Source organism: Mesorhizobium sp. L103C105A0, from assembly GCF_000502215.1.
In the GTDB taxonomy this organism is placed as follows: domain Bacteria; phylum Pseudomonadota; class Alphaproteobacteria; order Rhizobiales; family Rhizobiaceae; genus Mesorhizobium.
This window is the reverse complement of sequence record NZ_AYXF01000019.1, coordinates 1-22,187: the sequence shown is the minus strand read 5'-3', so window position 1 is coordinate 22,187 and position 22,187 is coordinate 1. Positions and strand designations below refer to the sequence as shown.

At 60.4% G+C, this 22,187-nt stretch carries 11 protein-coding genes, 5 pseudogenes and 1 riboswitch; of the genes and pseudogenes, 7 read left to right on the top strand and 9 right to left on the bottom strand.

All coding sequences use genetic code 11. The features are described from left to right. Positions 1–280: 280 nt before the first annotated feature. From X727_RS136985 to X727_RS01000000165195, 4 genes and pseudogenes are all read left to right on the top strand, one after another. Positions 281–1,210, top strand: coding sequence for a hypothetical protein (locus X727_RS136985; protein ID WP_155923626.1), 930 nt, complete (start codon positions 281–283; stop codon positions 1,208–1,210). A gap of 36 nt (positions 1,211–1,246) precedes the next feature. Beyond that, positions 1,247–1,756, top strand: coding sequence for a hypothetical protein (locus X727_RS136990; RefSeq protein WP_023835295.1), 510 nt, complete (start codon positions 1,247–1,249; stop codon positions 1,754–1,756). Between the two features lie 3 nt (positions 1,757–1,759). Then, on the top strand, positions 1,760–2,236 hold the full coding sequence (locus X727_RS136995) for a hypothetical protein (protein ID WP_023835294.1): 477 nt from the start codon (positions 1,760–1,762) through the stop codon (positions 2,234–2,236). Positions 2,237–2,431: 195 nt separating this feature from the next. Further along, a pseudogene (locus X727_RS01000000165195) lies at positions 2,432–3,476 on the top strand (IS256 family transposase); the annotation flags it as partial. A gap of 686 nt (positions 3,477–4,162) precedes the next feature. On the opposite strand, the gene X727_RS137000 reads toward X727_RS01000000165195, so the two are convergent. From X727_RS137000 to X727_RS01000000165190, 7 genes and pseudogenes are all read right to left on the bottom strand, one after another. Next, a complete protein-coding gene (locus X727_RS137000) occupies positions 4,163–4,924 on the bottom strand; it encodes a hydroxymethylpyrimidine/phosphomethylpyrimidine kinase (RefSeq protein WP_023835293.1) in 762 nt (253 codons plus the stop codon). Beyond that, on the bottom strand, positions 4,915–5,520 hold the full coding sequence (locus tag X727_RS137005) for a thiamine phosphate synthase (RefSeq protein ID WP_023835292.1): 606 nt from the start codon (positions 5,518–5,520) through the stop codon (positions 4,915–4,917). The genes X727_RS137000 and X727_RS137005 overlap by 10 nt, the downstream gene beginning before the upstream one ends. Continuing rightward, positions 5,517–6,290, bottom strand: coding sequence for a thiazole synthase (locus X727_RS137010; protein WP_023835291.1), 774 nt, complete (start codon positions 6,288–6,290; stop codon positions 5,517–5,519). Before X727_RS137010 ends, X727_RS137005 begins: the two co-directional genes overlap by 4 nt. Position 6,291: 1 nt before the next feature. After that, positions 6,292–6,489 (bottom strand): sulfur carrier protein ThiS, encoded by a 198-nt coding sequence (gene thiS / locus X727_RS137015; protein ID WP_023835290.1) that lies wholly within the window; start codon positions 6,487–6,489, stop codon positions 6,292–6,294. Then, entirely contained in the window at positions 6,458–7,459 is a 1,002-nt protein-coding gene (gene thiO / locus X727_RS137020; protein ID WP_023835289.1) for a glycine oxidase ThiO, read from the bottom strand. Before thiO ends, thiS begins: the two co-directional genes overlap by 32 nt. Next, positions 7,456–9,291 (bottom strand): phosphomethylpyrimidine synthase ThiC, encoded by a 1,836-nt coding sequence (gene thiC / locus X727_RS137025; protein ID WP_023835288.1) that lies wholly within the window; start codon positions 9,289–9,291, stop codon positions 7,456–7,458. Before thiC ends, thiO begins: the two co-directional genes overlap by 4 nt. Positions 9,292–9,394: 103 nt before the next feature. Next, positions 9,395–9,511, bottom strand: a riboswitch (TPP riboswitch). A gap of 223 nt (positions 9,512–9,734) precedes the next feature. Continuing rightward, a pseudogene (locus tag X727_RS01000000165190) lies at positions 9,735–11,034 on the bottom strand (acetyl-CoA carboxylase biotin carboxylase subunit family protein). Positions 11,035–11,408: 374 nt separating this feature from the next. Here X727_RS01000000165190 and X727_RS01000000165185 point away from each other — a divergent pair. After that, positions 11,409–12,604 (top strand): annotated as a pseudogene (locus X727_RS01000000165185) (IS256 family transposase). Between the two features lie 813 nt (positions 12,605–13,417). Here the strand turns inward: X727_RS01000000165185 and X727_RS137030 are convergent. Next, positions 13,418–15,952 carry a two-component system VirA-like sensor kinase gene (locus X727_RS137030; protein ID WP_031204782.1) on the bottom strand — a complete coding sequence of 845 codons (2,535 nt, stop codon included), beginning with the start codon at positions 15,950–15,952 and terminating at the stop codon, positions 13,418–13,420. Between the two features lie 641 nt (positions 15,953–16,593). Then, positions 16,594–17,045: pseudogene (locus tag X727_RS1000000169260) on the bottom strand (type IV secretory system conjugative DNA transfer family protein); the annotation flags it as partial. Positions 17,046–19,202: 2,157 nt separating this feature from the next. Here X727_RS1000000169260 and X727_RS1000000165760 point away from each other — a divergent pair. After that, a complete protein-coding gene (locus tag X727_RS1000000165760) occupies positions 19,203–21,431 on the top strand; it encodes a Ulp1 family isopeptidase (protein ID WP_245274226.1) in 2,229 nt (742 codons plus the stop codon). Between the two features lie 156 nt (positions 21,432–21,587). Next, positions 21,588–22,187 (top strand): annotated as a pseudogene (locus X727_RS1000000168180) (hypothetical protein); the annotation flags it as partial.

Here is a 22,187-nt window from a genome sequence, read left to right as displayed (position 1 = left end):
ACCGTTGACCAAACCGCTCAAGACCCCGAAGAGAGTGCCTCGCGCCGGAGGCGGCGGTCCTGCTGCCATGGGCGGCCTAAACTTCCAGGCAGCTGCTACAGCAATTGCACTGGTGGCCTGCGCTACCGGGCGGTCCCTGGATTGGTGGGCGGCACAGTCCACAATACCCATTGATGTCTGGTCCGAAACCGGAGGAGCGGGCGACGACATACGCCTCGTCCTTACCGACGGCCGCAAGGCGGAAGTCCAGGCCAAGCGACGCCTTCGCGTTGGAGCGGACATGTGGGAGGCGATCATGAAGCTCGCTCGCGGCGTCCACCATGGCGATATCGCTCTTGGGCTGCTCGCCGTGTCGTCGGGGACAAGTCAAACTATCGCTCACGGCCTAGCGGAAGATATTTTACGGATCGCGGCGGGACGAACAGACGATCTGACTGATACAGGCCAAGCGTTCCTGCAGCGACTCCTCGAGGCCGACCTGTCATCGACCAAGGTTTGCCAAGGCCTCGCGATACAAAACATTGCAGCGCTCACCTCCGACGCCGCTGATATTCGAGCTGCAGTCAATCGTCTCGAGAGCTTGATGACCAATCCCGCCGACGCTACGCGTGCGTGGTCGGTATTGCTTGCTGATGCCGCCCTACTCATTGAGCGGCGAAGCGCTCGTGACGCCCTTTCGATCGGAAGGCTGCTGTCGGAGCAGGGCCTTGGCATCACACTTGGCGATATGCGGATGCCCACGGTCGCCGCCGCTGCGCTATCCGCTTGGACGATCGAGAACAACAGCAAGTTCCGGATTATCGGAGTCGGCCATGCGCTCTCATTGGCGGATGCATGGATTCCGGTGTCTTGCCGGGTAAAATTACCAGAGACGGAAACGGAGACCGCGGGCCTTCAGGAGGCCATGCGCCGCTATCACGGCTGGAATGACCGCAATGTCCGGGACGCCAAATTCATCGATCCACTAACCCTCGGCCGCTTCTACCGCAAGGCGGTGGTGGTCGCCGGGCCGGGAATTGGCAAATCTACAGTATTGAAGCGTTTGGCGGCGACATATGCTTTTGACAATGTCCCGGTTGCACGCGCATCGCTGAAATCCGTTGCAACGCGCATGCGCGACAGGGGCGAGACCTTCGCCGAGGCGTTCTTCCAGATCGCCTTGGGCGACTCCCCTGTACCAAGCGCGGAACGCCTCCTGCCCGGACCCTAGGTGCTGCTTTGCGATGGGCTCGACGAATGCGGATCGATGCAGAGTGCCGTCGCAGAAGGGCTGCTGGCGTATGCAACTGCGCATCCCGGTGCCCGCCTCGTTGTCGTCACCCGACCAGTCGGCTATCAACCGGCGGCCCTGGTCGAATGGAGGCACTATGAGTTGACGCCTTTCGACGATACAAGCGTAACGCCAAATCTTGCCAGCCTGCTAGACGAAATCCTGCGGCCATCCAGCAGGAGCCTCGCGGACTCCTACGCGTTTGTTGCCGAGAAGATCAAAGGCTCAAAGGCGGGAAAGCTAGCCGCCCGAAGCCCCATGCTACTCGGCCTGTCGGCATCGTTGTTGGCCCGCAAGGCTACACTGACAGGTCGCCGCGGCGACCTCTACCGCCAGATCGTCGATCTCATCGAATCCGAGCCTTCGCCTCGCCAGACTAGCTCGATTGCCCCGGGGATACGCGCATGGGTGCTGGACTTTCTGGGCTATCAGCTCACCCTCCATCCTCTAACCACGGCTCAGGCAGTCGAGGATGCCTGTGCGTAGGCGTTGTCTATCGATTTGAGCGTGCCCGTCCTTTCCGCGCGCGAGAAGGTCGACGAAGCGATTACGCATTGGGAGGCGCTCGGCGTCATAGAGCGGTTACACCATGACGGCGAGCAGGCTTTCACGTTCGTTCACAAGACCATCGGAGAGTATGTGGCCGCCCGGTATGTGCTGAGGCTGAAAGAAATGGCTCGTCGCACGGCTGTTGCGGATATGGCACAAATCCCGGAATGGTCGGAGGTGCTGGAGTTCGCGGCGACGCTTGGGGGCGCGACGGAGGTCTGCCAGGCCTTGCTGGAGGCCGTTGAAGGCGATGCTGGTTACAAGGGCGTACTCCAAGCGCTGGCAATCGCCATGGACCCTCTCGGGTCGGTTCCCATCAAACTTCGCCAAGATCTCATCTCGAAGACAGTTGAACTCATTCAATCGCCTATCCGCTCTAGACCTACTGCTGAAACGGCCAAAATTACTAACGCCTGATCGACTTGCGCGACTTCTGACGTGGTACGACAGCCCAGTGGCGGGAAAGCGAGAAAGGGTAATCTCACTGCTGAAGGAGCCCTTCATGAGCAGAAACGACATCTTACTTGGGCATATCGTTTACGGGAGGACGAGGACTTCCATATTCGCGAGGCCGGTCATCGCCTGTTGCGTGAGCATAGAGTTTCCTAAGCCCCGGAGCGGAGCATCCAGACGGGCATCTGTCTGGTGCCAGTCAGGCGGGTGAAGATCCGGGATCGCGGCGCGAATGGCGAGGTTGATCGGGTGCGGTTCGCCTCATCGATCCTGCCGAAATCGGCGCGTCGGACGCGAAGTCTGGATGCGCTGCTTCCCGTTCTCTACCTGCGCGGTGTTTCGACGGGCGATTTTCAGGAAGCGCTGAGCGCGCTTGTGGGCAAGGACGCGCCGAACCTTTCACCCTCGGTGATCACGCGGCTGAGTGGAACGCCGATTACGAGCGTTGGCAAAAGCGCGATCTTTCGGCGCGCCGCTATATCTATGTGTGGGCGGACGGGGTCTACCTGCAGGCGCGGATGGAAGACCAAGTCGAATGCATGCTGGTCCTGATCGGCGCCACGCCCGAGGGCAAAAAGGAACTCGTCGGCTTCCAGACCGGCATTCGCGAGAGTGCGCAAAGCTGGCGCGAGCTGCTGGTCGACGTGAGGCGGCGTGGCCTGAAGATCGCGCCCGATATTGCCGTCGGCGATGGCGCGCTTGGCTTCTGGAACGCGCTCGACGAGGTCTTTCCCGGCACTAGGCACCAACGCTGCTGGGTGCACAAGACCGCCAACGTCCTGAACAAGGTGCCGCTCTCGGTGCAGGCCAACATGAAGACGGATTTGCGCGAGATTTACGGCGCCCCGGCACGCTCAGCAGCCGAAATGGCGATCGAAGTGTTCGCCGAGAAATACGGCGCGAAGTACAACAAGGCGGTCGACTGCCTGAAGAAGGATCGCGAGACGTTGCTGGCGTTCTACGATTCCCCCGTCGAACACTGGGATCAACTGCAAACGTCGGACCCGATCGAGAGCGTCTTTGCACCGTTCGCCGCCGAACGGTACACACGAACGGCTCCCTATCGTCGAAGACCGCCAGGCTGATGGTCTTCAAGCTCGTCATGGCCGCCGCCAAATACTGGCATCGATTGAAGGGACAAAATCAGTTGCCGAAGCTGCTCGCAGGTGCCAGGTTCCAGGACGGGATCGAGGTCATCAAATGAAGCCGCAAAGCGCCGCTTGATCAACCCCGTCACCCCAAAATCCGTCATAGCTCATTTTCCGGCGCCGTGCTTGTTGAGGTTGACCACCAACCGGCACGCATCGAGCGTCTTGAAGTAGTCCGTGCTTCGGACTTTCCAGCCGAAACTTTCCAGGAGGCCTGCTTGGCGAATCCGCTAACAGACCTTCGCAGCTGCCGTATCCCCTCGATGCCAGTTTCGTAATTCGCGGACCAGCCAGTCCCGCAGCTGTTTGTCCCACTCGTGGAACATCCCTGCGGTGACACTCAACCGGGTTTGGTCGCGTATGCCGCTCAGGAGCTGGTAGAACTCAACGCCGGCGTCGCGAGCAGCCTCGTAGAAATCCCCGGAATCGTCTCAAACCGGCCTTTGCTTTGCTCCAGCACTGCAGGGCCAGGTCCGGCGGCCTCCGCCGCGCTTAAATGCCTCGCTCCTGTGGCCTCACACTCGCCAGGAGGCACGGGTGCATCCCCATGCCTGACTGGCCAGTGCGCTTCGCCGCAGGAAGAGTCCCGTGACTTTCCCGGCCTGGCAGGGCAGCTTGTCTCGGCGCCGCTGAATTCCGATCTGTAAAGCAGCCTCATCCGTCACGCCCTGTGATAAAAGGGCAGGAGGGCTACCGCTTCCATTTCAGCGTCAGCCGCTGAACGCTTGAGCCGGCTCTACGGCTATTCGGCTGGGGTTTTCCGAAGCTTTTCTAACACAAAGAGCTTGCCCTGGCGCACGGCGTACTCGATTGATTGCGCCTTCGCCAGATGTGCCGCAATCGAGCTGGCCAGCATGCAGCCCGTCCCGCGCATCGATGCGGCAAGACGCGGCGTGTCAAAGCGGACTGGTTCGTGATCGGGGCGCAACAGAATATCGGTTGATTGCGGTCCCGTTGCATGGCCGCCCTTGATCAGCAGAGCCCGCGCGCCGGCCGCCAGCAATTCTTGGCCTTGCCACACTACGCCGTCCTCATCCACTGCCCGCTCAGAGCCAACAAGGAGTGCCAGCTCGAAGAGATTGGGGGTGACCAGACGGCAAAATGGCATCAGATCGCATTTCAGGGCGGCGATGGCGCCGGCTTCCAGGAGCGCCCGGCCTGACGTCGACGCCAGCACCGGGTCGAGCACTGCCGGGACCTGCGGATTTTCGCGCACCACTCCGGCAACCGCAATGACGATCTCGACCGTGGCGAGCATCCCGATCTTGATGGCCGCCACTTTGTTGGCCTGCAACCCCGCACGCATCTGACCGGCCACCAGACCGGGTTGCATAGAGTGAATTTCCATGACCGCATGGTGCGTCTGCACCGTTAGCGCGGTGACAGCAAGGCAGGTGCGCACGCCAATGGAAGAGATCGTCTCGATATCCCGTGCTATTCCGGCTCCGCCGCTGGAGTCCGAACCGCCGACCACGAGCACATGCGGTTCCCGCCCTAGCGCCATCGCTCTGTCTTTTCGATCCATTGCCGCGTGCGCGCTTCGGGATCGGCATTCAACGTGATGTCGGTCACCACTGCCGCGCTGTCTGCGCCAACCTCGAAAACGCCGTCGAGCCGATCAGGGTTGAGGCCGCCAACGGCGACCAACGGGATCGGCGCCACCCGGCGCTTCCATTCGCCGATCCGTTCGAGCCCTTGCGGCGCCCACTTCATCTTCTTCAGGATGGTGGGATAGATGGGGCCGAGCGCGATATAGTCGGGCTCGGCAGCGATGGCCGTTTCCAGTTCGAGATGATCGTGCGTGCTGAGCCCGAGCTTCAATCCGGCGTACTTAATCGCCAGCAGGTCGGCCGCGGCCAAATCCTCTTGGCCGAGATGGACAAAACCGCAGCCTTCCTCAATTGCGAGCCGCCAATAGTCGTTGACGATCAGTTGGCAACCATGGACCGCGCAGACGCCGTTCGCGCGGCGGATTTCCGTCCGCAGCGTGGCCTCGTCCCTATCCTTGATGCGCAGCTGCACCAGCTTGACGCCGAGCGGCACCAGCCGTTCGATGCAGGCAGCGCTGTCGACGATCAGGTAGAAGGGATCGAGCTTCATGAAAATACTGCCCTGCCGATGGTCGGTGTCGATGGCATGGCGACGTCGCGCGGTTCGAGCATTCCCGAGCTGAAAGCTTCACGACCGGCCTCGACCGCCTTGCCGAACGCGCGCGCCATGCCGACCGGATCGGCCGCCTTGGCAACCGCGGTGTTCAGGAGAACGGCATCAAAGCCGAGTTCCATGACAGTCGCCGCGTGTGACGGCCGCCCGAGCCCTGCATCCACAATCAGAGGTGCCTCAGGGAAATGTGCGCGCATCGAGCGCAGCGCCGGAATGTTGACCGGCCCGAGGGCGGAACCGATCGGTGCACACCAGGGCATCAAGACCTTGCAGCCCGCCTCCAGCAGCCGCTCGGCGACGACAAGGTCATCTGTGGTATAGGGGAATACAGCAAAACCGTCCTCGCACAGGATGCGGGCGGCTTCGACCAGACCGAAAACATCCGGCTGCAGCGTGTCATGGTTGCCGATCACTTCGAGCTTGATCCAGCTCGTGCCGAAGACTTCTCGCGCCATCTTCGCGGTCGTGACAGCTTCCTTGACGGAGTGGCAGCCAGCAGTGTTGGGCAGGATTTTGACGCCGAGCGATCGGATCAACGACCAGAATTTTTCGCCGGCCCTGCCGCCTGCCATCTCACGGCGCAACGAGACGGTCACCACCGCCGTGCCCGATGCCCTGACCGCATCGGCAAGGATGGCCGGCGAAGGATATTGAGCCGTGCCGAGAAGCAGTCGGGAGGGAAGCGTCGTTCCAAGAAGGTCGAACATGCTAGCCTCCCTGCATGGGCGAGAGGATTTCGATCCGGTCGCCGTCGTTCAATTGGAATTCCGCCCGGTTGGCTTTGTGCACGAGGTCGCTGTTGACGGCCGTCGCCAGCCAATCGCCCTCATAGTCAAGCGCGGCAAGCAGCCCGGCGAGCGTGGTGGCGGCAACCTCATGCGCTTCGCCGTTGACCATCAGTTTCATGAGCAAGCTCCTTGGTTCTGTCTTGACTGAAAACCAGGTCGGCAGCCTGGCGCGCCATGGCGGGAGCCAGGAGAAAACCGTGACGATAGAGCCCGTTGATCGCGATGATTTCACCGTTCGTTTCGACGCGCGGCAAATTGTCGGGAAAGGCTGGGCGGACGCCGACACCGGTTTCAACGATCTCGGCCTCGCCAAAGGCCGGGTGGAGGGCATAGGCGGTACCCAGCAGCTCCATCATGGAACGCGCCGTCACCGGTCCGGCGCTCTGGCTTTCAATCATCGTCGCTCCGATCATGAAACGGTGATCGGTGCGCGGCACTGCATAGAGTGGAAAGCGCGGATGCAGCAGCCTGACGGGGCGCGACAGTGAGATATCAGGGGTACGCAGGGTGAGCATTTCGCCGCGAACACCGCGCAACCTGCTATCGGCGGCTGCCATTCCCGTACAGTCGATCTGACGATCGAAACCAAAAACATGCTGCGCATCGGCGCCGAAGTGGAATTCAACACCCATGGCCGCGAGCTTGTCATGAAGTGCTGCCATCGCCTGGCGCGGATCAAGATGGCCCTCATCGGGAAAGAGCAATCCGCTGCGGAAGCGGCCGGCTAAGTCGGGCTCCAGCAAGGCAATTTCATCTTCCTCGACGCGCCGATAGCCCGTCGTGCGGCTGGCGAACCGGTCGAGCTCGCCCGCATCGCGCGGCGAGGCCAAGACCAGCGTTCCCCGTCGTGCTACCAAGCCGTGCGTTGCGGCGTCCCACCAGTCGGCGGCGTCGCGTCCGAGATCCAGCACCGGCTTCTCGGCGCTTTCACGCTCGCACCACGGCGCCAACATGCCACCGGCGAACCACGACGCATTGCCCCCAAGGGCAGGCCTTGTCTCGGCAACGGTAACCGCCGCGCCGCGTGCGGCGAACTCGAAGGCGGCGGTGAGGCCGGCAACGCCCCCTCCTTTGACCAAGACCTTCATGATGGCTCACGTGGCTGAGGTATGAGCGGTGCGCCGGTCTCGTCCGCCGGCAGGTAGAGATCACCGCCCTCGCGGTATTTCGCCGCCATCGCCGCCATGCCCTCTTTCTGCGCCTCGGCACGGATATCGTGAGAGATGCGCATCGAGCAGAATTTCGGTCCGCACATCGAGCAGAAATGCGCCACCTTGTGCGCTTCCTTGGGCAAAGTCTGGTCGTGGAAGGACCGCGCGGTTTCCGGGTCGAGCGACAGATTGAACTGGTCCTCCCAGCGGAACTCGAAGCGCGCGCGCGAAAGCGCATCATCCCTGACTTTCGCTGCCGGATGGCCCTTCGCCAGATCGGCTGCATGGGCGGCGATCTTGTAGGTGATCACGCCAATCTTGACGTCGTTGCGGTCGGGAAGGCCGAGATGCTCTTTCGGCGTGACGTAGCAAAGCATTGCGGTGCCGAACCAGCCTATCATGGCAGCACCGATGCCGGAGGTGATGTGGTCATAGCCCGGCGCGATGTCGGTCGTCAGCGGGCCAAGCGTGTAGAACGGCGCCTCACCGCAGACGGCGAGCTGCTTTTCCATGTTCTCCTTGATCTTGTGCATCGGCACGTGGCCGGGGCCTTCGATCATTACCTGGCAATCCTTCGCCCAGGCGATCTGCGTCAGTTCGCCGAGCGTTTCCAACTCGGCAAATTGCACCGCGTCGTTCGCATCGGCGATCGAGCCTGGACGAAGACCGTCGCCGAGCGAGAAGGAGACGTCGTGGGCTCTGGCGATGTCGCAGATCTCGGCGAAGTGCTCGTAGAGGAAGCTTTCCCGGTGATGGTGCAGGCACCATTTTGCCATGATCGAGCCGCCGCGCGAGACGATACCCGTGACCCGGTCAACGGTCAGCGGGATGTAATGCAGCCGCACGCCGGCGTGGATGGTGAAATAGTCGACGCCTTGCTCGGCCTGCTCGATCAGCGTGTCGCGGTAGACCTCCCAGGTCAGGTCCTCGGCAATGCCGCCAACCTTCTCGAGCGCCTGGTAGAGCGGCACCGTGCCGATCGGTACCGGCGCGTTGCGGACGATCCATTCGCGGATGTTGTGGATGTTGCGGCCGGTCGACAGGTCCATCACCGTATCGGCGCCCCAGCGGATCGCCCAGACCATTTTTTCGACCTCTTCGGCCATCGATGATGTGACGGCGGAGTTGCCGATGTTGGCGTTGATCTTGACCAGGAAATTGCGGCCGATGATCATTGGCTCGCTCTCGGGATGGTTGATGTTGGCGGGGATGATCGCCCGTCCGCGCGCCACCTCGTCACGCACGAATTCGGGCGTGACGAAATCGGGCAGCGTCGCGCCGAAAGCCTCGCCGTCGCGCTCAAGCTTGCCGCGTAGGATCTCGCGACCAAGGTTCTCGCGGATGGCGACGAACTCCATTTCTGGCGTGATGATGCCGGCCCGCGCATAGGCAAGTTGGGTCACCGCCTTGCCCTGCTTGGCCTCGAGCGGCCGATTGCGTATCGGAAATTCCGGTGTCAGGCGCTCGCCGGTGGCGAATCCGTTGTCCTCCGGCCGGACATGGCGGCCGTCGCAGCCCTCGACATCGCCGCGCGCCAAGATCCATTCGTGGCGAAGCCGGGCCAGGCCTTTTTCGATGCTGGTTTCGACAGCCGGATCGGTATAGGGGCCCGACGGATCGTAGACGGTGACGGGCGGCTCGCCGGCTGTCGGATGGACAGAGATTTCGCGCATCGGCACCCTGATCTGCGGGTGGATGGCACCGGGCTTGTGGATCTTACGCGAAGCAGGCAGCGGTCCCGTCGACACGGCGGGGGTAAGGGCATTCATCGTGAGGCTCCTTTGCTCATGCATTGGAGACCCAGTTCTGTGCCGGAAGGATGAAAAGACGCTTCTGTCGACCTGCCGAAACAGGACCTCGGGCGTAAACTCCCGCAAAGCGCTTGCACCGTCCCTACGCCAGTATGAACTGGATCAGGTTCAACGGGTCACTGCGCCGCGAAAGCCAGCAGTATCTCAGCCCCTTGCCGGGACTCCCCTGGTGAATGCCTCAAGTTGAACGGGCCGGGGTTGTCTTGTCAAGCGCATGTTCATCCTGCGGCGGCGGTGGGCGGCAATCAAATTGGTCCCAAATTGGGCCGACGGCCTCGCCATGGGTCGCGGAGAAGTTCTGCGGGAGACAAGGCAGGTGTGGCCAAAGCTGCATTTGCCTCGTCAAACTTGATGTGACATTGACGTAGACGGAACTGCTGCGTTTCAAGGATCTTAAGCCGTCAATGCCTGATCGGAACAGAACTGGTGGGCCGCCCGAACGCCCCACAAACATCGTGCTCTCGATCACCTCCTATTGTCGCCGGAAAAGGGGTGATCGACCAATCGATCAAGTCGCCGCTCGCTGAAGGGCGCCCTCGGTTTCAGCACGGCTGGGCGAAGTGGCAATGGCATGTCCAATCCAGTCTCGGAAATCCCCCTTCCTGACGATCGGTGTCTTGGGTTCAACATTCAATTTGACCTCGGCCACACCTGATATAGCAGCTGCCTGAGTTTCGCCACCAATCCAGTCCAGGGTGCCATCTTGATCAGGAAGCAGGAATCGCGCGGCCGCAGTATGCGAATGCTTTTTGCGCAGATCCCATTCCTCGCCGATGACAAGCTTGATGTGCTCGGTGACGAGGTCGACACCGTAAGCTAACTGGACCAGTTGAGGGTCGGGCGCGCCACTAAGACGCGGATTGACTTCAATGACAACTGGGCCGCGTTTCGTGCACCGGAGTTCAATGTTAGTTGGCCCCCAGCCAAGGCCGAGAGCCCGCAAACAGCTCAGCGAAACATCGGCGATGCGCTCACGCTCCTGATCGGTTAGCAGGGCCGGATACGTCACCTCACGTATGACGAAATGGGGGAGGGGACCAAAGTCATTGGCGCAAATCGCAACGACCTCATTCCCCATAACATTAATGCTATAGAACGGGCCCTGTGCGAATTCTTCGACGAGTATTTTCGGTGTAGACCGCCATATGTGCTTTCCGCCCAATAGGTCGTATGTTCGGCTACGTCTTCGAGGCTGCGGCACAATCGGACACCCATGCTGCCGCTGCCTACTGCCGGCTTAAGAATCACGGGCGGGCCGATCTCTGCAGCCGAGCTTTCTACCTCCGCCGCATTTGTTGCCAACCGATAAGCCGGTATTGGAACGCCGGCCTGCGCGAGGAGTTGGCGTTGCTTGAATTTGTCGCAGCTTCGTTCAATCGATTCAGGGTTCGGTCCCGGTAGATCGAAATGCCGGCAAAGCTTGCCAACTGTCGCATAGATCGATTCATGGTCCCCGGCAAAGCCAGTAATGCCAGCAATGTCGTGGGTAGCACGCAGCCGCGAACTTTCGCGGACCAACGCTTCGAGATTGCCAGTGTCGACACGGATTGCCTCAACGTTTTCCGCCGAAAGATAGTCGTACCGAGGTGGATCAGCCGTCAGAGTAATTGGATGAAGACCAAGACACTGAGCCGCTTGGACGTATAGCTGACCAGTACCCCTATGGCCTTCGACCAATATGAGCGCTCTTCTTCTTACCATTGCTGTTAATCCCGATGTTGCGTGCTGGCGGCGGTCCGAGGGTACCGGCGTCACTTTTGTAGCCGTGCCGGACCTCAGACTCGCGGTGCCGTACCATTGTCAACGACTGATCGGTTGTAAAAATCTTGCAAATTGATTTGAAGGATCTGTTGCAGCGTTTTTGATTAGGGCGGCGTCGGAGGCTTGCTCCGTTCAAACCAGGTTAGCTGGGGTTGGTGTGTGATCCCGTGGGCCTGGGCGTGACCTACCCCTCGGGTAGGGCACGCCACATCAAACTGGTAGTGTGCTGAGAGTTCTGCAAATTCGCTGAGAGAGGGCGGTCATGGCAGGCTGGTGATGTTCAACGTCACCGATTCCCGCGAAGGAACGCCACCATGACCAAGACAGAAGGTAAATCGACCAGCGCTGCCGTCAAAGACATTCTGCTTTCGAACCCGGAGGGGCTGCACGAAGTGATCGTGCAGTAATGCAGGAGGTTCTCGAGGCCGAGATGGGGGAGGCGCTGGGTGCTTCGAAGGGCGAACGGACGCCCGAGCGCCTTGGGTATCGCTCGGGTTACTACGGCCGTACCCTTGTGACGCGGGTCGGCAAGCTCGAGCTGCGGGTTCCACAGGACCGGGCGGGTCACTTCTCCACCGAGCTGTTCGAGCGCTACCAGCGTTCGGAGCGGGCCTTGGTTGCGACGCTTGCGGAGATGTATGTGCAGGGCGTGTCGACCCGCAAGGTCAAGGCGATCACGGAAGAGCTGTGCGGTCATGCGTTCTCGGCTTCGTCGATCTCGGCCATCAACAAGCGCTTGGACGAGAGCCTGAAGGCGTTTGCCGAACGACCGCTTCAGGAGCCATTCCCCTACCTCATTCTCGATGCCCGCTACGAGAAAGTGCGCGAAGCCGGCATCGTGATGAGCCAGGCGGTGCTGATCGCGGTCGGCATCGACTGGGACGGGCGCCGGCAGATCCTGGCCGTGGAGATGGCCAATCGCGAGAGCCGCTCGGCCTGGAAGGACTTCCTCGTCGGCTTGAAACGACGCGGTCTCAAGGGCGTCGAACTGGCCGTGTCCGACGACCATGCCGGCCTGGTCGCGGCGATCGGCGAGGTGATCCCGGAAGCAGCATGGCAGCGCTGCTACGTCCACTTCCTCAGGAACGCGCTCGATCACCTGCCCAGGAAGCACGGCGACGATTGTCTGCAGGAACTGCGCTGGCTGTACGACCGGCGCGATCTCGCCGAGGCCAAGGCCGATCTCGCCGCGTGGCTGTCCAAATGGTCCGCCCGCTACCCGCGGCTGACCACCTGGGCGGAAGAAGCCATAGAACAGACGCTGACTTTCTTCCGGCTGCCGCGTCAGCATCACAAGCACCTCAAGTCCACCAACATGCTTGAACGGCTCAACGAGGAAATCCGCCGGCGCACCTATGTCGTGCGCATCTTCCCGAACGCCGAAAGCTGCCTGCGCCTGGTCAGGGCGCTGGCCGTCGAAACCAACGAAAACTGGATGGAGGCCAACCGCTATATCAACATGGATGATCTGCGCGAGCACAAGAAGCTCGCTCTACGCCAAGCCGCATGACCAGTTTCATGATCGCCCATTTTGCAGAACTTGACGCACACAACCTCGTGCGGTGCCCGGTTAGTAGTGAAGCGCCGTAAAATGTCGACATAGGGGTTGGTGAACTGGACCGAACGACGAGAACGGCCTATCCAGTGTGTTGTCGGCAGTTAGTTCGAAAGTCCTGCTACACCCGATCCGATGCCTCTCAACGCCGAGGCCGCACCTCCGTGCCGAAGCCGGCCTTCCCAATGGTGGGTCGAGCCGTCGCTTACCCCGTGCTTGCCTCACAGATCCGCGACCGAGAACCCAGCCACATGCCTGCCGGGGCCTAGGTCCATCAAGCATGAAGGAACACGTCGGAACCTGGGATATCGCTTGCCCGGCCGGGCGGCGATAGCCTTGTCGGGGCAGCGAGGAGCCGTGGCCGATGATGAACGCACAGGAGAAGTCTGGCGTGAATGGGGCGATGATTGTCAAGCTTTGCTCTCGAGTCATCTCGTCAACCATCTTGCGTGACCGATTGGCGACCATCTCCTCGTCCCGACCTTATATTACCCGTCGCCTGTCGCCGCCAGCGCGCAGTGACTTGTCAAGGATGGAGGCCCGCAGACCCCATCGCGCGGCGACTTGTCCTTGACAGTCACGAGCACGGCGGCAGGTTTGCCGTGGTCGGGGAGCCTTCCTTGAGCGGAAGCCGACGACAGTGTTCGAGGGGAACTCGCCATGAGCCGGGTGCGCAGAGATCGTCCGACGCTCTTGTATTTGCTGGATCCCAGCCGGCTCCGCCTCCGACTGCCTCGATAGCTCGGTATCCTGAGCGCGTTGGCGGCATCATGCCATTATCATCCTACGAATTGCATGCTCCATCGTCCTGGACGAGACCGGTTTGGCTAGCCAAAGGACGAAGGTCTGATTACCAGATGTGATCGGCATGGGGTCGCTTCCACCAACGACGATGATGGGCACCGTCATCAGGGTGGTACGTACGGCTTCGGGCTGTCCTGGCCCGAGGAAAGTCGCTTTATCGAAAATTAGGAGGTCGGCTGCCTTCCCGCTCTCGATCCAGTCGCAAAGACTCTCGAAGGTCGCGAAGCCGACCGGCTTATAACCCAGCGCGGCGATCTTATCCTTGTAGATCTCCAACGCTGCTGGATCGGGGTCAACGACTGCAATGATTTCTCCGTTGCCAAGTGATCCATGGCATGGGCCGAAAGCGCTATCAGCTCTGACCTGCTCCTCAGCGCAGGCCGGTAAGTAGAGATCGAAGCGTGTACCTCGGCCAACAGCCGAGGTGACGTCAAGGCATCCTGCGAGCGCGCTCACATGGCGGTCCACTGCAGCAAGACCCAGTCCGGTCCCGCCGACGCGAGAGCGCGTGGTAAAAAAGGGCTCAAAGATATGCGGAAGCACCGAACTTGCGATTCCTTGGCCATCGTCGCTGATGGAGAGGAGAACGTAATCTCCCGGTTTCAAGGTGCCCTTAGCCACGGGCTTCGTTTGACAGACGTGAGCGCGAGAAACGCTAATCTCGACACGGCCCTCATTCAAGAGAGCCTCCGACGCGTTCTTGCATAGATTCATAAGGATCTGCTGTATCTCGGTCGGGCTGCCCTCGATCACCGTTTGCCACTCGTTGATCTTGAAGTTCAACTGAACATCCGCACGAAGTGTAACCCGCAGCAATGGCGCGAGATCCATTACACTCTCCGAGACGTCGAAAGGCATCTTCACGCGCTTCCGATTTCGGCTTAGTGACAAAATTTGATCAATAATCAGTTTGGCTCGGTTGCTGGCCAAGATAATTTGGCCGATGTGGCCCCGAATTCTCGAGGGGCGACGCACAAGACCTTTAGCCATCTCCGCGTAGCCGACTATTGCTCCTAGAACATTATTGAATTCATGTGTAACGCCGCTTGCGATTGTGCCGACAGCCGTCAGCCTTTCCGCATGCTCCCATCGACTCTCAAAAAGGTTACGTTCCGTGTGTACACGTTGCATTTCAAGATGGTTGCCTAAACGCACAGTAGCGCTCGCCAGAACCAGGAGGTCGTCTGTGGAGGGTGGTGAGCGATCTCCTTCAAAAACAAGGATACAAACGGCAGCCTGCTGATCGGAGGCCCTGCAACCAACAATTTGACAAACACCGGTAGTGCCTACGGCAGTCCGAACCACTTCCGACGCCGGAACGACGCGAAACACTGGCTGTTCCGGGTGTACAAGTGAGACGACTTCATGGATTAGCGTGGCGTTCCAGACGCGCATGCGCTTGTTCGCGACAAAGTACTCGGTATTCCTGCTGATACTCGGATCCACCAGAGCAAGCGCGCATTGATCTGCATCGAAAACGCATTGAATGAGTCTAAGCGCTGCTTCGGTGGAGAAGCGCCGCGAAGCCTTCGTTGCTTGACTGTCGATGAAACAAGCTTCGATCTCACTCATCGCCGCTTCAAGCTCTAACCGCCTTTCCAACCGGTTCGTCCGCACATGCAGTGTGGAGGCTCGAATGGTCGCAAACAAGCAGAGGCATATGGACACCAAGCCAAAGAAAAGTCGTGTACGCTGCGCTTGCGCGCTGGCGAAGCTGTAGGCTTTCAGATGTTCTCGCTCCAATTCGGCAGCCTTGGCGAACGTGTCGAAGGATGGGATCCGATTGACAGCGCGGTCCAACCTCAACATTGAGGACAGGATAGCGCGGCCCTCGCGGGCAACATCCTCCGTGACTTGGTCCTGGCTAGGAGGAAGTCGGCGGAGAGATTGATCGATTTGTAATGCGAGGCTGAATCCCGGTCTGGCCGAAAATTGAAGGATCAGATTGGAAAATTCAGGCCTGTTCGACAATCCCCCCCGAAGGCGATTAGCCGAGCGAGCAAAGCGTACGAGAGAGCTTTGCAGAAGCTCATTTTGCGCGGCCGAGGCCGAGATGGCAGCTTCTGTGTTTTCGAGGGAATTTTTGAGCTGTGCAACCAACCTGGAGTGCACCCCGGAGCTCTCATTGGGCGAAATCTCAACAAGGCGTTGGTAGTTTTGAAGGTTCCTTTTTAATGCTTGCCCGGTAGAAGCAACGGAACGGAAGTCCAATACCATGTCGGCGCGGGCGACGTCTCGCTGGAGCAATGCGTAGTTGATCTGAATCGTCCGCAGTTCGCTTAGGACCGCCTCGTTGATCTGGGGGTCTTGCCACTGTATCGCGACCAAGAGCGCGACCGAGGCCACTAGGGCCATTACAGAAGCTTTGTCGGTACTGAGCCATTTTTCCCAAACGAACGGCGTTTGATCCGCGGTGCGTGCCTTGCGAAGGTCCGATTTGAATTCTAGCTCCCCATCGCGTCGGTGTGCGGCCGGATGCTGCTGGAACAGGAAAGCCAAGTGTACCTCTCCCCTCAAATAGGCGGTGTAGACGCCGTTGCACTCTGCCCCCATGGCCCGCTGACCTTCCATTGATTCGCGGGCGTTTCGACCTCGACGGCGAGGCGGCAGCACAAGGCGGGCAACTGATCGCAGTTTTCGGAACTGGTCTTCCGAGAGATCATCGAAGGGGCATACAAGCGCACGCCTGCAGCAGCCGAGGATGATACCGGTCGGTCAAACGCAACTGGCGAGGGCCGGATCTGCTGTTGGCTGGCAGCTAACACTGGCGGGGCGGCGGCCTCAACTCCGGCGTGCCTAGAGCCGGCTGCTGCGAAAGCGTCCGACACGCTTCCCTTGGGGTCATCCCGTCCAGCGGGCATCCTTGGATCGCTGAAAAAAGACGAGGCGGCTTGATGATCCTGCCCTCGCTGAAGCACCTCGCGAAACCCCTTTTCCAGTCGCAGAAGCTCCTCTGGACCGGTAGGCGGCTCGTCAGCTCGACCATCGAACAGCGGCCGGAGCGCCTCGGACACGTGCTGCTCAAAGCCCACTCGCCGGGCCTGGACCGCTTGCCCGTCTTCCAAGCCGGCGTCCTGCACCTGCGACAAAGCTGTTACACGGGATGGATTACTATTTCGCGGGTTCATACTAGCCTCACATCAAACTGTATCGTCAAAGTCCTGCGCCAATTCACACAGCGGGTCATCGAGTTGAGATTCTGCGGAGAGCGCCTCCTCTGCTCCCGTCAAGGGCGCCGGCTCCGGGAGGGCGCCTGTCTGGCTTTCAAAGATGCGTTTCAGAATGCGATCCGAAAAATATCGCACCTTCCTCAATTTTAATGGTGGCAGACCTTTGATGAGAACAATCTCGTAGTCGTCATCGAGCAGCCGAACCTGTTCGGGACGCAATAGCGGTGCACCTTGATGTGAATTCTGAATGNCTCGTAGTCGTCATCGAGCAGCCGAACCTGTTCGGGACGCAATAGCGGTGCACCTTGATGTGAATTCTGAATGTTCCAATCGAACGTTCGCGCCTGGCTGTAGGAAATCGATCGGGCTTGAAATGTGAATCCACCGATAGCTTTGGAAATGTAGTTCGGAGTCTCGTCATCTACCTCGATGTTCCTAGAAGCGCGCCGGCAGCCCGGGCGGGGGGCTTGGGGTTAGACTGCCAGCGCACGCCACTCATAAAGAGCGGCCCCTTTTCGCGGTTCGGACACCCATAGTCAACCCGGCAACGTCTGGATGCCCGCTGTGCTTTTTGCAGAGCGGCGATGCCGGGCATATCGGCCGATCCTGTCTAGGATGGTGTGGCCACTCTCGTCGGCCGAGTTGATGCTCCAGCCAGTATCGCCTTGCCGACCAGCATGAGTTCGCCGTTAGCAATCCATCGTTGCGAGCCGAGACCGAGGTAAAAAGCGCGTGTTATCGACTATGTAGCTGACGCTCCCGCTGACGCAGGGTTCCCGCCATTGCCTCGAGGACTACCTCGAAATGAAATACCTCTGCACGGGCGGCATCTGAAGCATGGGCTTGCAGGGCTCGCACCGGTAAACCAGCGAGCCATCTCCAAATATGTGAATTGTGGATTGCTCCTCGACGGGAGCTGAGGGGCGGCTCCGCAAGCCTTACGACGCTCTTTGCGAGCCGTAGCTGCCGAGCTGGCAAAAGGCCGGGCTACGTCGCGCCAGCGCAATCGGCGCGCAGAAAATTAGGCCTACCCGCTCCGGGACCGCGGACCTCGTCAGCTTCTCGTAAGTATGCCCGAGTAGTTGCTCAGCTGATCTGTGGACGTGAGGCTAGCGTGAACCGGCACAAATTTGACCTATCCAATGTAACAGGTTGGCGGCAGGTGCAGCCCCCGGCATCTCAAGAGCAAGCGGCACAGGCCGGGCAAGAGGGCTTTGAGCAGCGCTCGGGCGAGGCGCGCCAAGCCGCTGCCCAAATTCCCGCCCCCGGCGTTCCGGCTCTGCCAGACCCGTTCCATCCTCATCCGTCTCAGGGAGACCTGAGCCTCATCGAAGGCGCGGCCCCATGGGAAGCGCAGCCCATGATGCAAGGGAGCGGACAAGAACACGCCGCGGCGCCGTACGCCGGAGGCAGTGGGTCGATGCTNTCAGTGGTTGATCTGAATCCCCCCGCACCGTCCGAGTTGCGTGACCATGCTCGTTCTGTGCCGGCGGCGGTGCAGCAAGATCCTCCAATAGTGGTCTCCGACGGTCGCGGCTGCAAGCGTCCTCTTTATTCCAACGATGCGACCGTTGTCGAAGGGCTGAGGTCACTCTACGCGGGTAAGGCCAAGGAGGACACGGTCAAGCGCCATGTAAATTCTCTTTACGGCTTTGGTCGTTGGCTCTTTAAAAATAACAAGCCGGGATTTGCTGCTCGGCTTCACGAGGAGTCGCTGGATGAGGATCTCAAGGAGTACGAGAGCAGTGGTGGCTCCTCGACTGTGGCTGTGGCACTGCGTCGTCTCAGAGAGTCGGCGGGCGGAGTGCCAATGGTGGGCCGCGCTGTCCTGAATCCCGACCCTGCCGACGCCGTGCTCATCAAAGAGTACAAAGCGGCTCTCATCAAAGAGTACAAGGGAGCGCCTGCGACCGGGCCGAATCGCCAAACCATTCACGACTATGGAGCTACTCTTAGACGTTTCAGTGAATACCTGGTTGAAAACAACAAGCGGGGGATTGCGGCTCGGCTTCACGAGGAGTCGCTGGATGAAGATGCCAAGCGCTATAAGGACTCCAGTGGTGACCGGAGGATCATTGCACTAGCTCAACTCCGGAAGTTCCTGCCGTCCGCCGCACTCGGGCGCGAAATTGCCCTTGCTGCTCGTCCGGAAGACGCAGTCGGCATGGAGGCTCGTGCCATTGGGGACGCNCGGGCGCGAAATTGCCCTTGCTGCTCGTCCGGAAGACGCAGTCGGCATGGAGGCTCGTGCCATTGGGGACGCCGCTGCGCAGCACAGCGGGCCGCAGAAGGCATTGGGTCGGCCAGAGAAGCTCCATGGGGAAGCTAATGAAGACGCCGCTGTTCTGCCATCGTCTTTCGTACCAACTGGGCACCATCACCAAGCCTCGGATCCCGCAGAGTCCTTTCGTCCCCTGATCTGGCGCGACGGCGACCAGCGCGCGCCGGACGAGCGGATCGCTGCACAGGACAGGAGCAACCTGCTACCAAGCGAGGAGGTGCCACTGAGGCCACCGGAATTCGCTCCGCCCAGCTTGCGGGCGGGGAATTCCGCCTCGCCAGAGCTCTTTCCTGAGGGGATGTCCCCCGCGGTCGAAGGGTTTTTTGGTGTTTTCGGCGACCCCAGCGGGCGGGTGCTCGGCGCATTGCAATTGCTAGGCGACGAACATATCCACAGGGATTACCAGCTCCTGGAGCAGGAGTTGCAGGGGAACAATCCAGAACTCGCCGCCCGGACGCGGTTCGTGGATCCCCTCGTAGCCAATTATCATCTGCGCTTGGGCTCCGAGAGCGACAAGCTAAGCGCATTCCAGCGCATCGTCCATAATCAGAACGGTAACGACACAGCCGATTTCCTGTTCGTGCCAGTGAGCGATGGCGGTAAGACTCTTGCGGAGCGCGGCAAACATTGGTCGCTGCTGTTCGTTGATCGCAGCGACCGGGAACGGCCGGTTGCCTATCATTATGACTCCGTCAGCGGATGGCATGACAAGCTTGCAAAACACCTCGCAGAAAGGCTGGGCGCCAGCCTGGAGACCCGCGTGGACTTACCCCGCATCGCCCAGCAGAGCAACGAGTGGGATTGCGGAGTCTACGTGGTGAACGGCACGCGGGCGCTGGTTGGGCGATTGCAAAGATGGCAGCCAGACCTGCCAGACCTGCCAGACCTGAACCTCAACAACCTCGTCGTCAATCGGCAGGCACTACAAACCCGACTCATGGGTGACGATACATCTGGAACGGCAAATTATCTCACGAACTTTGAACTCATGGACCGACAGGCGCGAGACGCGGTTAAGGAAAGCCCCGTTGGGACGTTTCACCAGCGGATCAAGCGGCTCGGCCAGTCAGCGCGAGCGTTGCACGACAGAGCCCTGGCTCCAGTCGCGCCGGACCAAGGCAACCCAGACTCGGTGTTCGTACGGGACTTTGTTCCCGGGGAAACACGCCATCATCATGCGCCGGATTCGTCAGTGGTTGATCTGAATCCCCCCGCACCGTTCGAGTTGCGTGACCATGCTCGTTCTATGCCGGCGGCGGTGCAGCCAGATCCTCCAGTAGTGGTCTCCGGTCGCGACAAGCGTCCTCTTTATTCCAACGATGCGACCGTTGTCGAAGGGCTGCGGTCAGCACTCTATGCCGGTAAGGTCGGGGAGCGCACGGTCACGGACCATGTAAATTCTCTTCTCGGCTTTGGTCGTTGGCTCTTTGATAATAACAAGCCGGGATTTGCTGCTCGGCTGGACGATCCGTTGCTGGATCAGGATCTCAAGGAGTACCAGCGCGAGAGTGGCTCCTCGAACGTGGCTAGAGCACTGGGTCGTCTCAAAGAGTCGGCGGGCGGAGCGCCAATGGTGGGCCGCGCTGCCCTGAATCCCGACCCTGTCGACGCCGAGCTCATCAGAGATTACAAAGCGGCTCTCATCAAAAAGTACGAGGCAGAGCCTGCGACCGGGCCGAATCCCAAAACCACTCAGGACTATGCGGCTACTCTTAGACGTTTCAGTCAATACCTGCATGAAAACAACAGGCCGGGGATTGCGGCTCGGCTTTACGAGGGGTCGCTGGATGAAGATGCCAGGCGTTATTTGGACTCCAGTGGTAACCGGTGGATCAGTGCACTAGCTCATCTCCGGAAGTTCCCGCCGTACGCCGCACTCGGGCGCGAAATTGCCCTTGCTGCTCGTCCGGAAGACGCAGTCGGCATGGAGGCTCGTGCCATTGGGGACGCCGCTGCGCAGCACAGCGGGCCGCAGAAGGCATTGGGTCGGCCAGAGAAGCTCCCTGGGAAAGCTAAGCAGCTGAGCGAGATCGGCAATTCAGGCGCTCGCGTGCTGATGCAGGCCCCCACCCATCAAGTGGGTGCATTGCCATGGGAGGCGCAGCCCATGATGCTGGGGGACGAGCACCTGGCACCGCATACCGGAGGCAGTGGGTCGATGCTGGGTGCCTCGGTGCTGCAGCCGGGTCACTCAAGGGCGCGCCATCATGATGCGCCGGATTCGTCAGTGGTTGATCTGAATCCCCTCGCACCGTTCGAGTTGCGTGACCATGCTCGTTCTGTGCCGGCGGCGCCTGCCGGGCCAGCGTTCGCCAGGGCTGAGGAGACGCCCTCCGCGGTTNGGCGGCGCCTGCCGGGCCAGCGTTCGCCAGGGCTGAGGAGACGCCCTCCGCGGTTGGCGAGGCCGCGGTGGCCGAAACGCTGGCTCGGTCGCAAAAGCAGATGGTCGACGCTGATTTGTCGGGATATTTCGACTCGATTCCGCACGCGGACCTTCTACGATCGCCATGGGAGGCGCAACTCATGACGCAAGGGAGCGGACAAGAACACGCCGCGGCGCCCTACGCCGGAGGCAGTGGGTCCATGCTGGGTGCCTCGGTGCTGCAGCCGGGTCACTCAACGGCGCGCGATTCGTCAGTGGTTGATCTGAATCCCCCCGCACCGTNATGCGCCGGATTCGTCAGTGGTTGATCTGAATCCCCCCGCACCGTCCGAGTTGCGTGACCATGCTCGTTCTGTGCCGCCGGCGGTGCAGCCAGATCCTCCAATAGGGGTCTCCGGTCGCGACAAGGGTCCTCTCTATTCCAACGATGCGACCATTGTCGAAGGGCTGAGGTCAGCATTGGAGAGCACGGTCAAGCGCCATGTAAATTCTCTTCTCGGCTTTGGTCGTTGGCTCTTTGATAATAACAGGCCGGGATTTGCTGCTCGGCTTCACGAGGAGTCGCTGGATCCGGATCTCAAGGAGTACGAGAGCAAGAGTGGCTCCTCGGACGTGGCTAGAGCAGTGGGTCATCTCAAGACGTGGGCGGGCGGAGCGCCAGTGCTGGACCGCGCCGCTGTCCTGAATAATCCCGACCCTGCCGACGCCGCGCTCATCAGAGATTACACAGCGCCTCCCATCAAAGAGTACAAGGCAGCGCCGACCGGGCCGAATCCCGCTACCATTCAGACCTATGGATCTGCTCCTAGACGTTTCAGTGAATACCTGGTTGAAAACAAAAAGCCGGGGATTGCGGCTCGGCTTCACGAGGGGTCGCTGGATGAAGATGCCAAGCGCTAT

Bases quoted from the DNA above. Each gene is read 5' to 3' on its own strand.
- X727_RS136985 (WP_155923626.1), top strand. From the start codon at position 281: ATGTGGGAGGCGATCATGAAGCTCGCTCGCGGCGTCCACCATGGCGAT.
- X727_RS136990 (WP_023835295.1), top strand. From the start codon at position 1,247: ATGCAGAGTGCCGTCGCAGAAGGGCTGCTGGCGTATGCAACTGCGCAT.
- X727_RS137000 (WP_023835293.1), bottom strand. From the start codon at position 4,924: ATGGCGCTAGGGCGGGAACCGCATGTGCTCGTGGTCGGCGGTTCGGAC.
- X727_RS137005 (WP_023835292.1), bottom strand. From the start codon at position 5,520: ATGAAGCTCGATCCCTTCTACCTGATCGTCGACAGCGCTGCCTGCATC.
- X727_RS137010 (WP_023835291.1), bottom strand. From the start codon at position 6,290: ATGTTCGACCTTCTTGGAACGACGCTTCCCTCCCGACTGCTTCTCGGC.
- thiS (WP_023835290.1), bottom strand. From the start codon at position 6,489: ATGAAACTGATGGTCAACGGCGAAGCGCATGAGGTTGCCGCCACCACG.
- thiO (WP_023835289.1), bottom strand. From the start codon at position 7,459: ATGAAGGTCTTGGTCAAAGGAGGGGGCGTTGCCGGCCTCACCGCCGCC.
- thiC (WP_023835288.1), bottom strand. From the start codon at position 9,291: ATGAATGCCCTTACCCCCGCCGTGTCGACGGGACCGCTGCCTGCTTCG.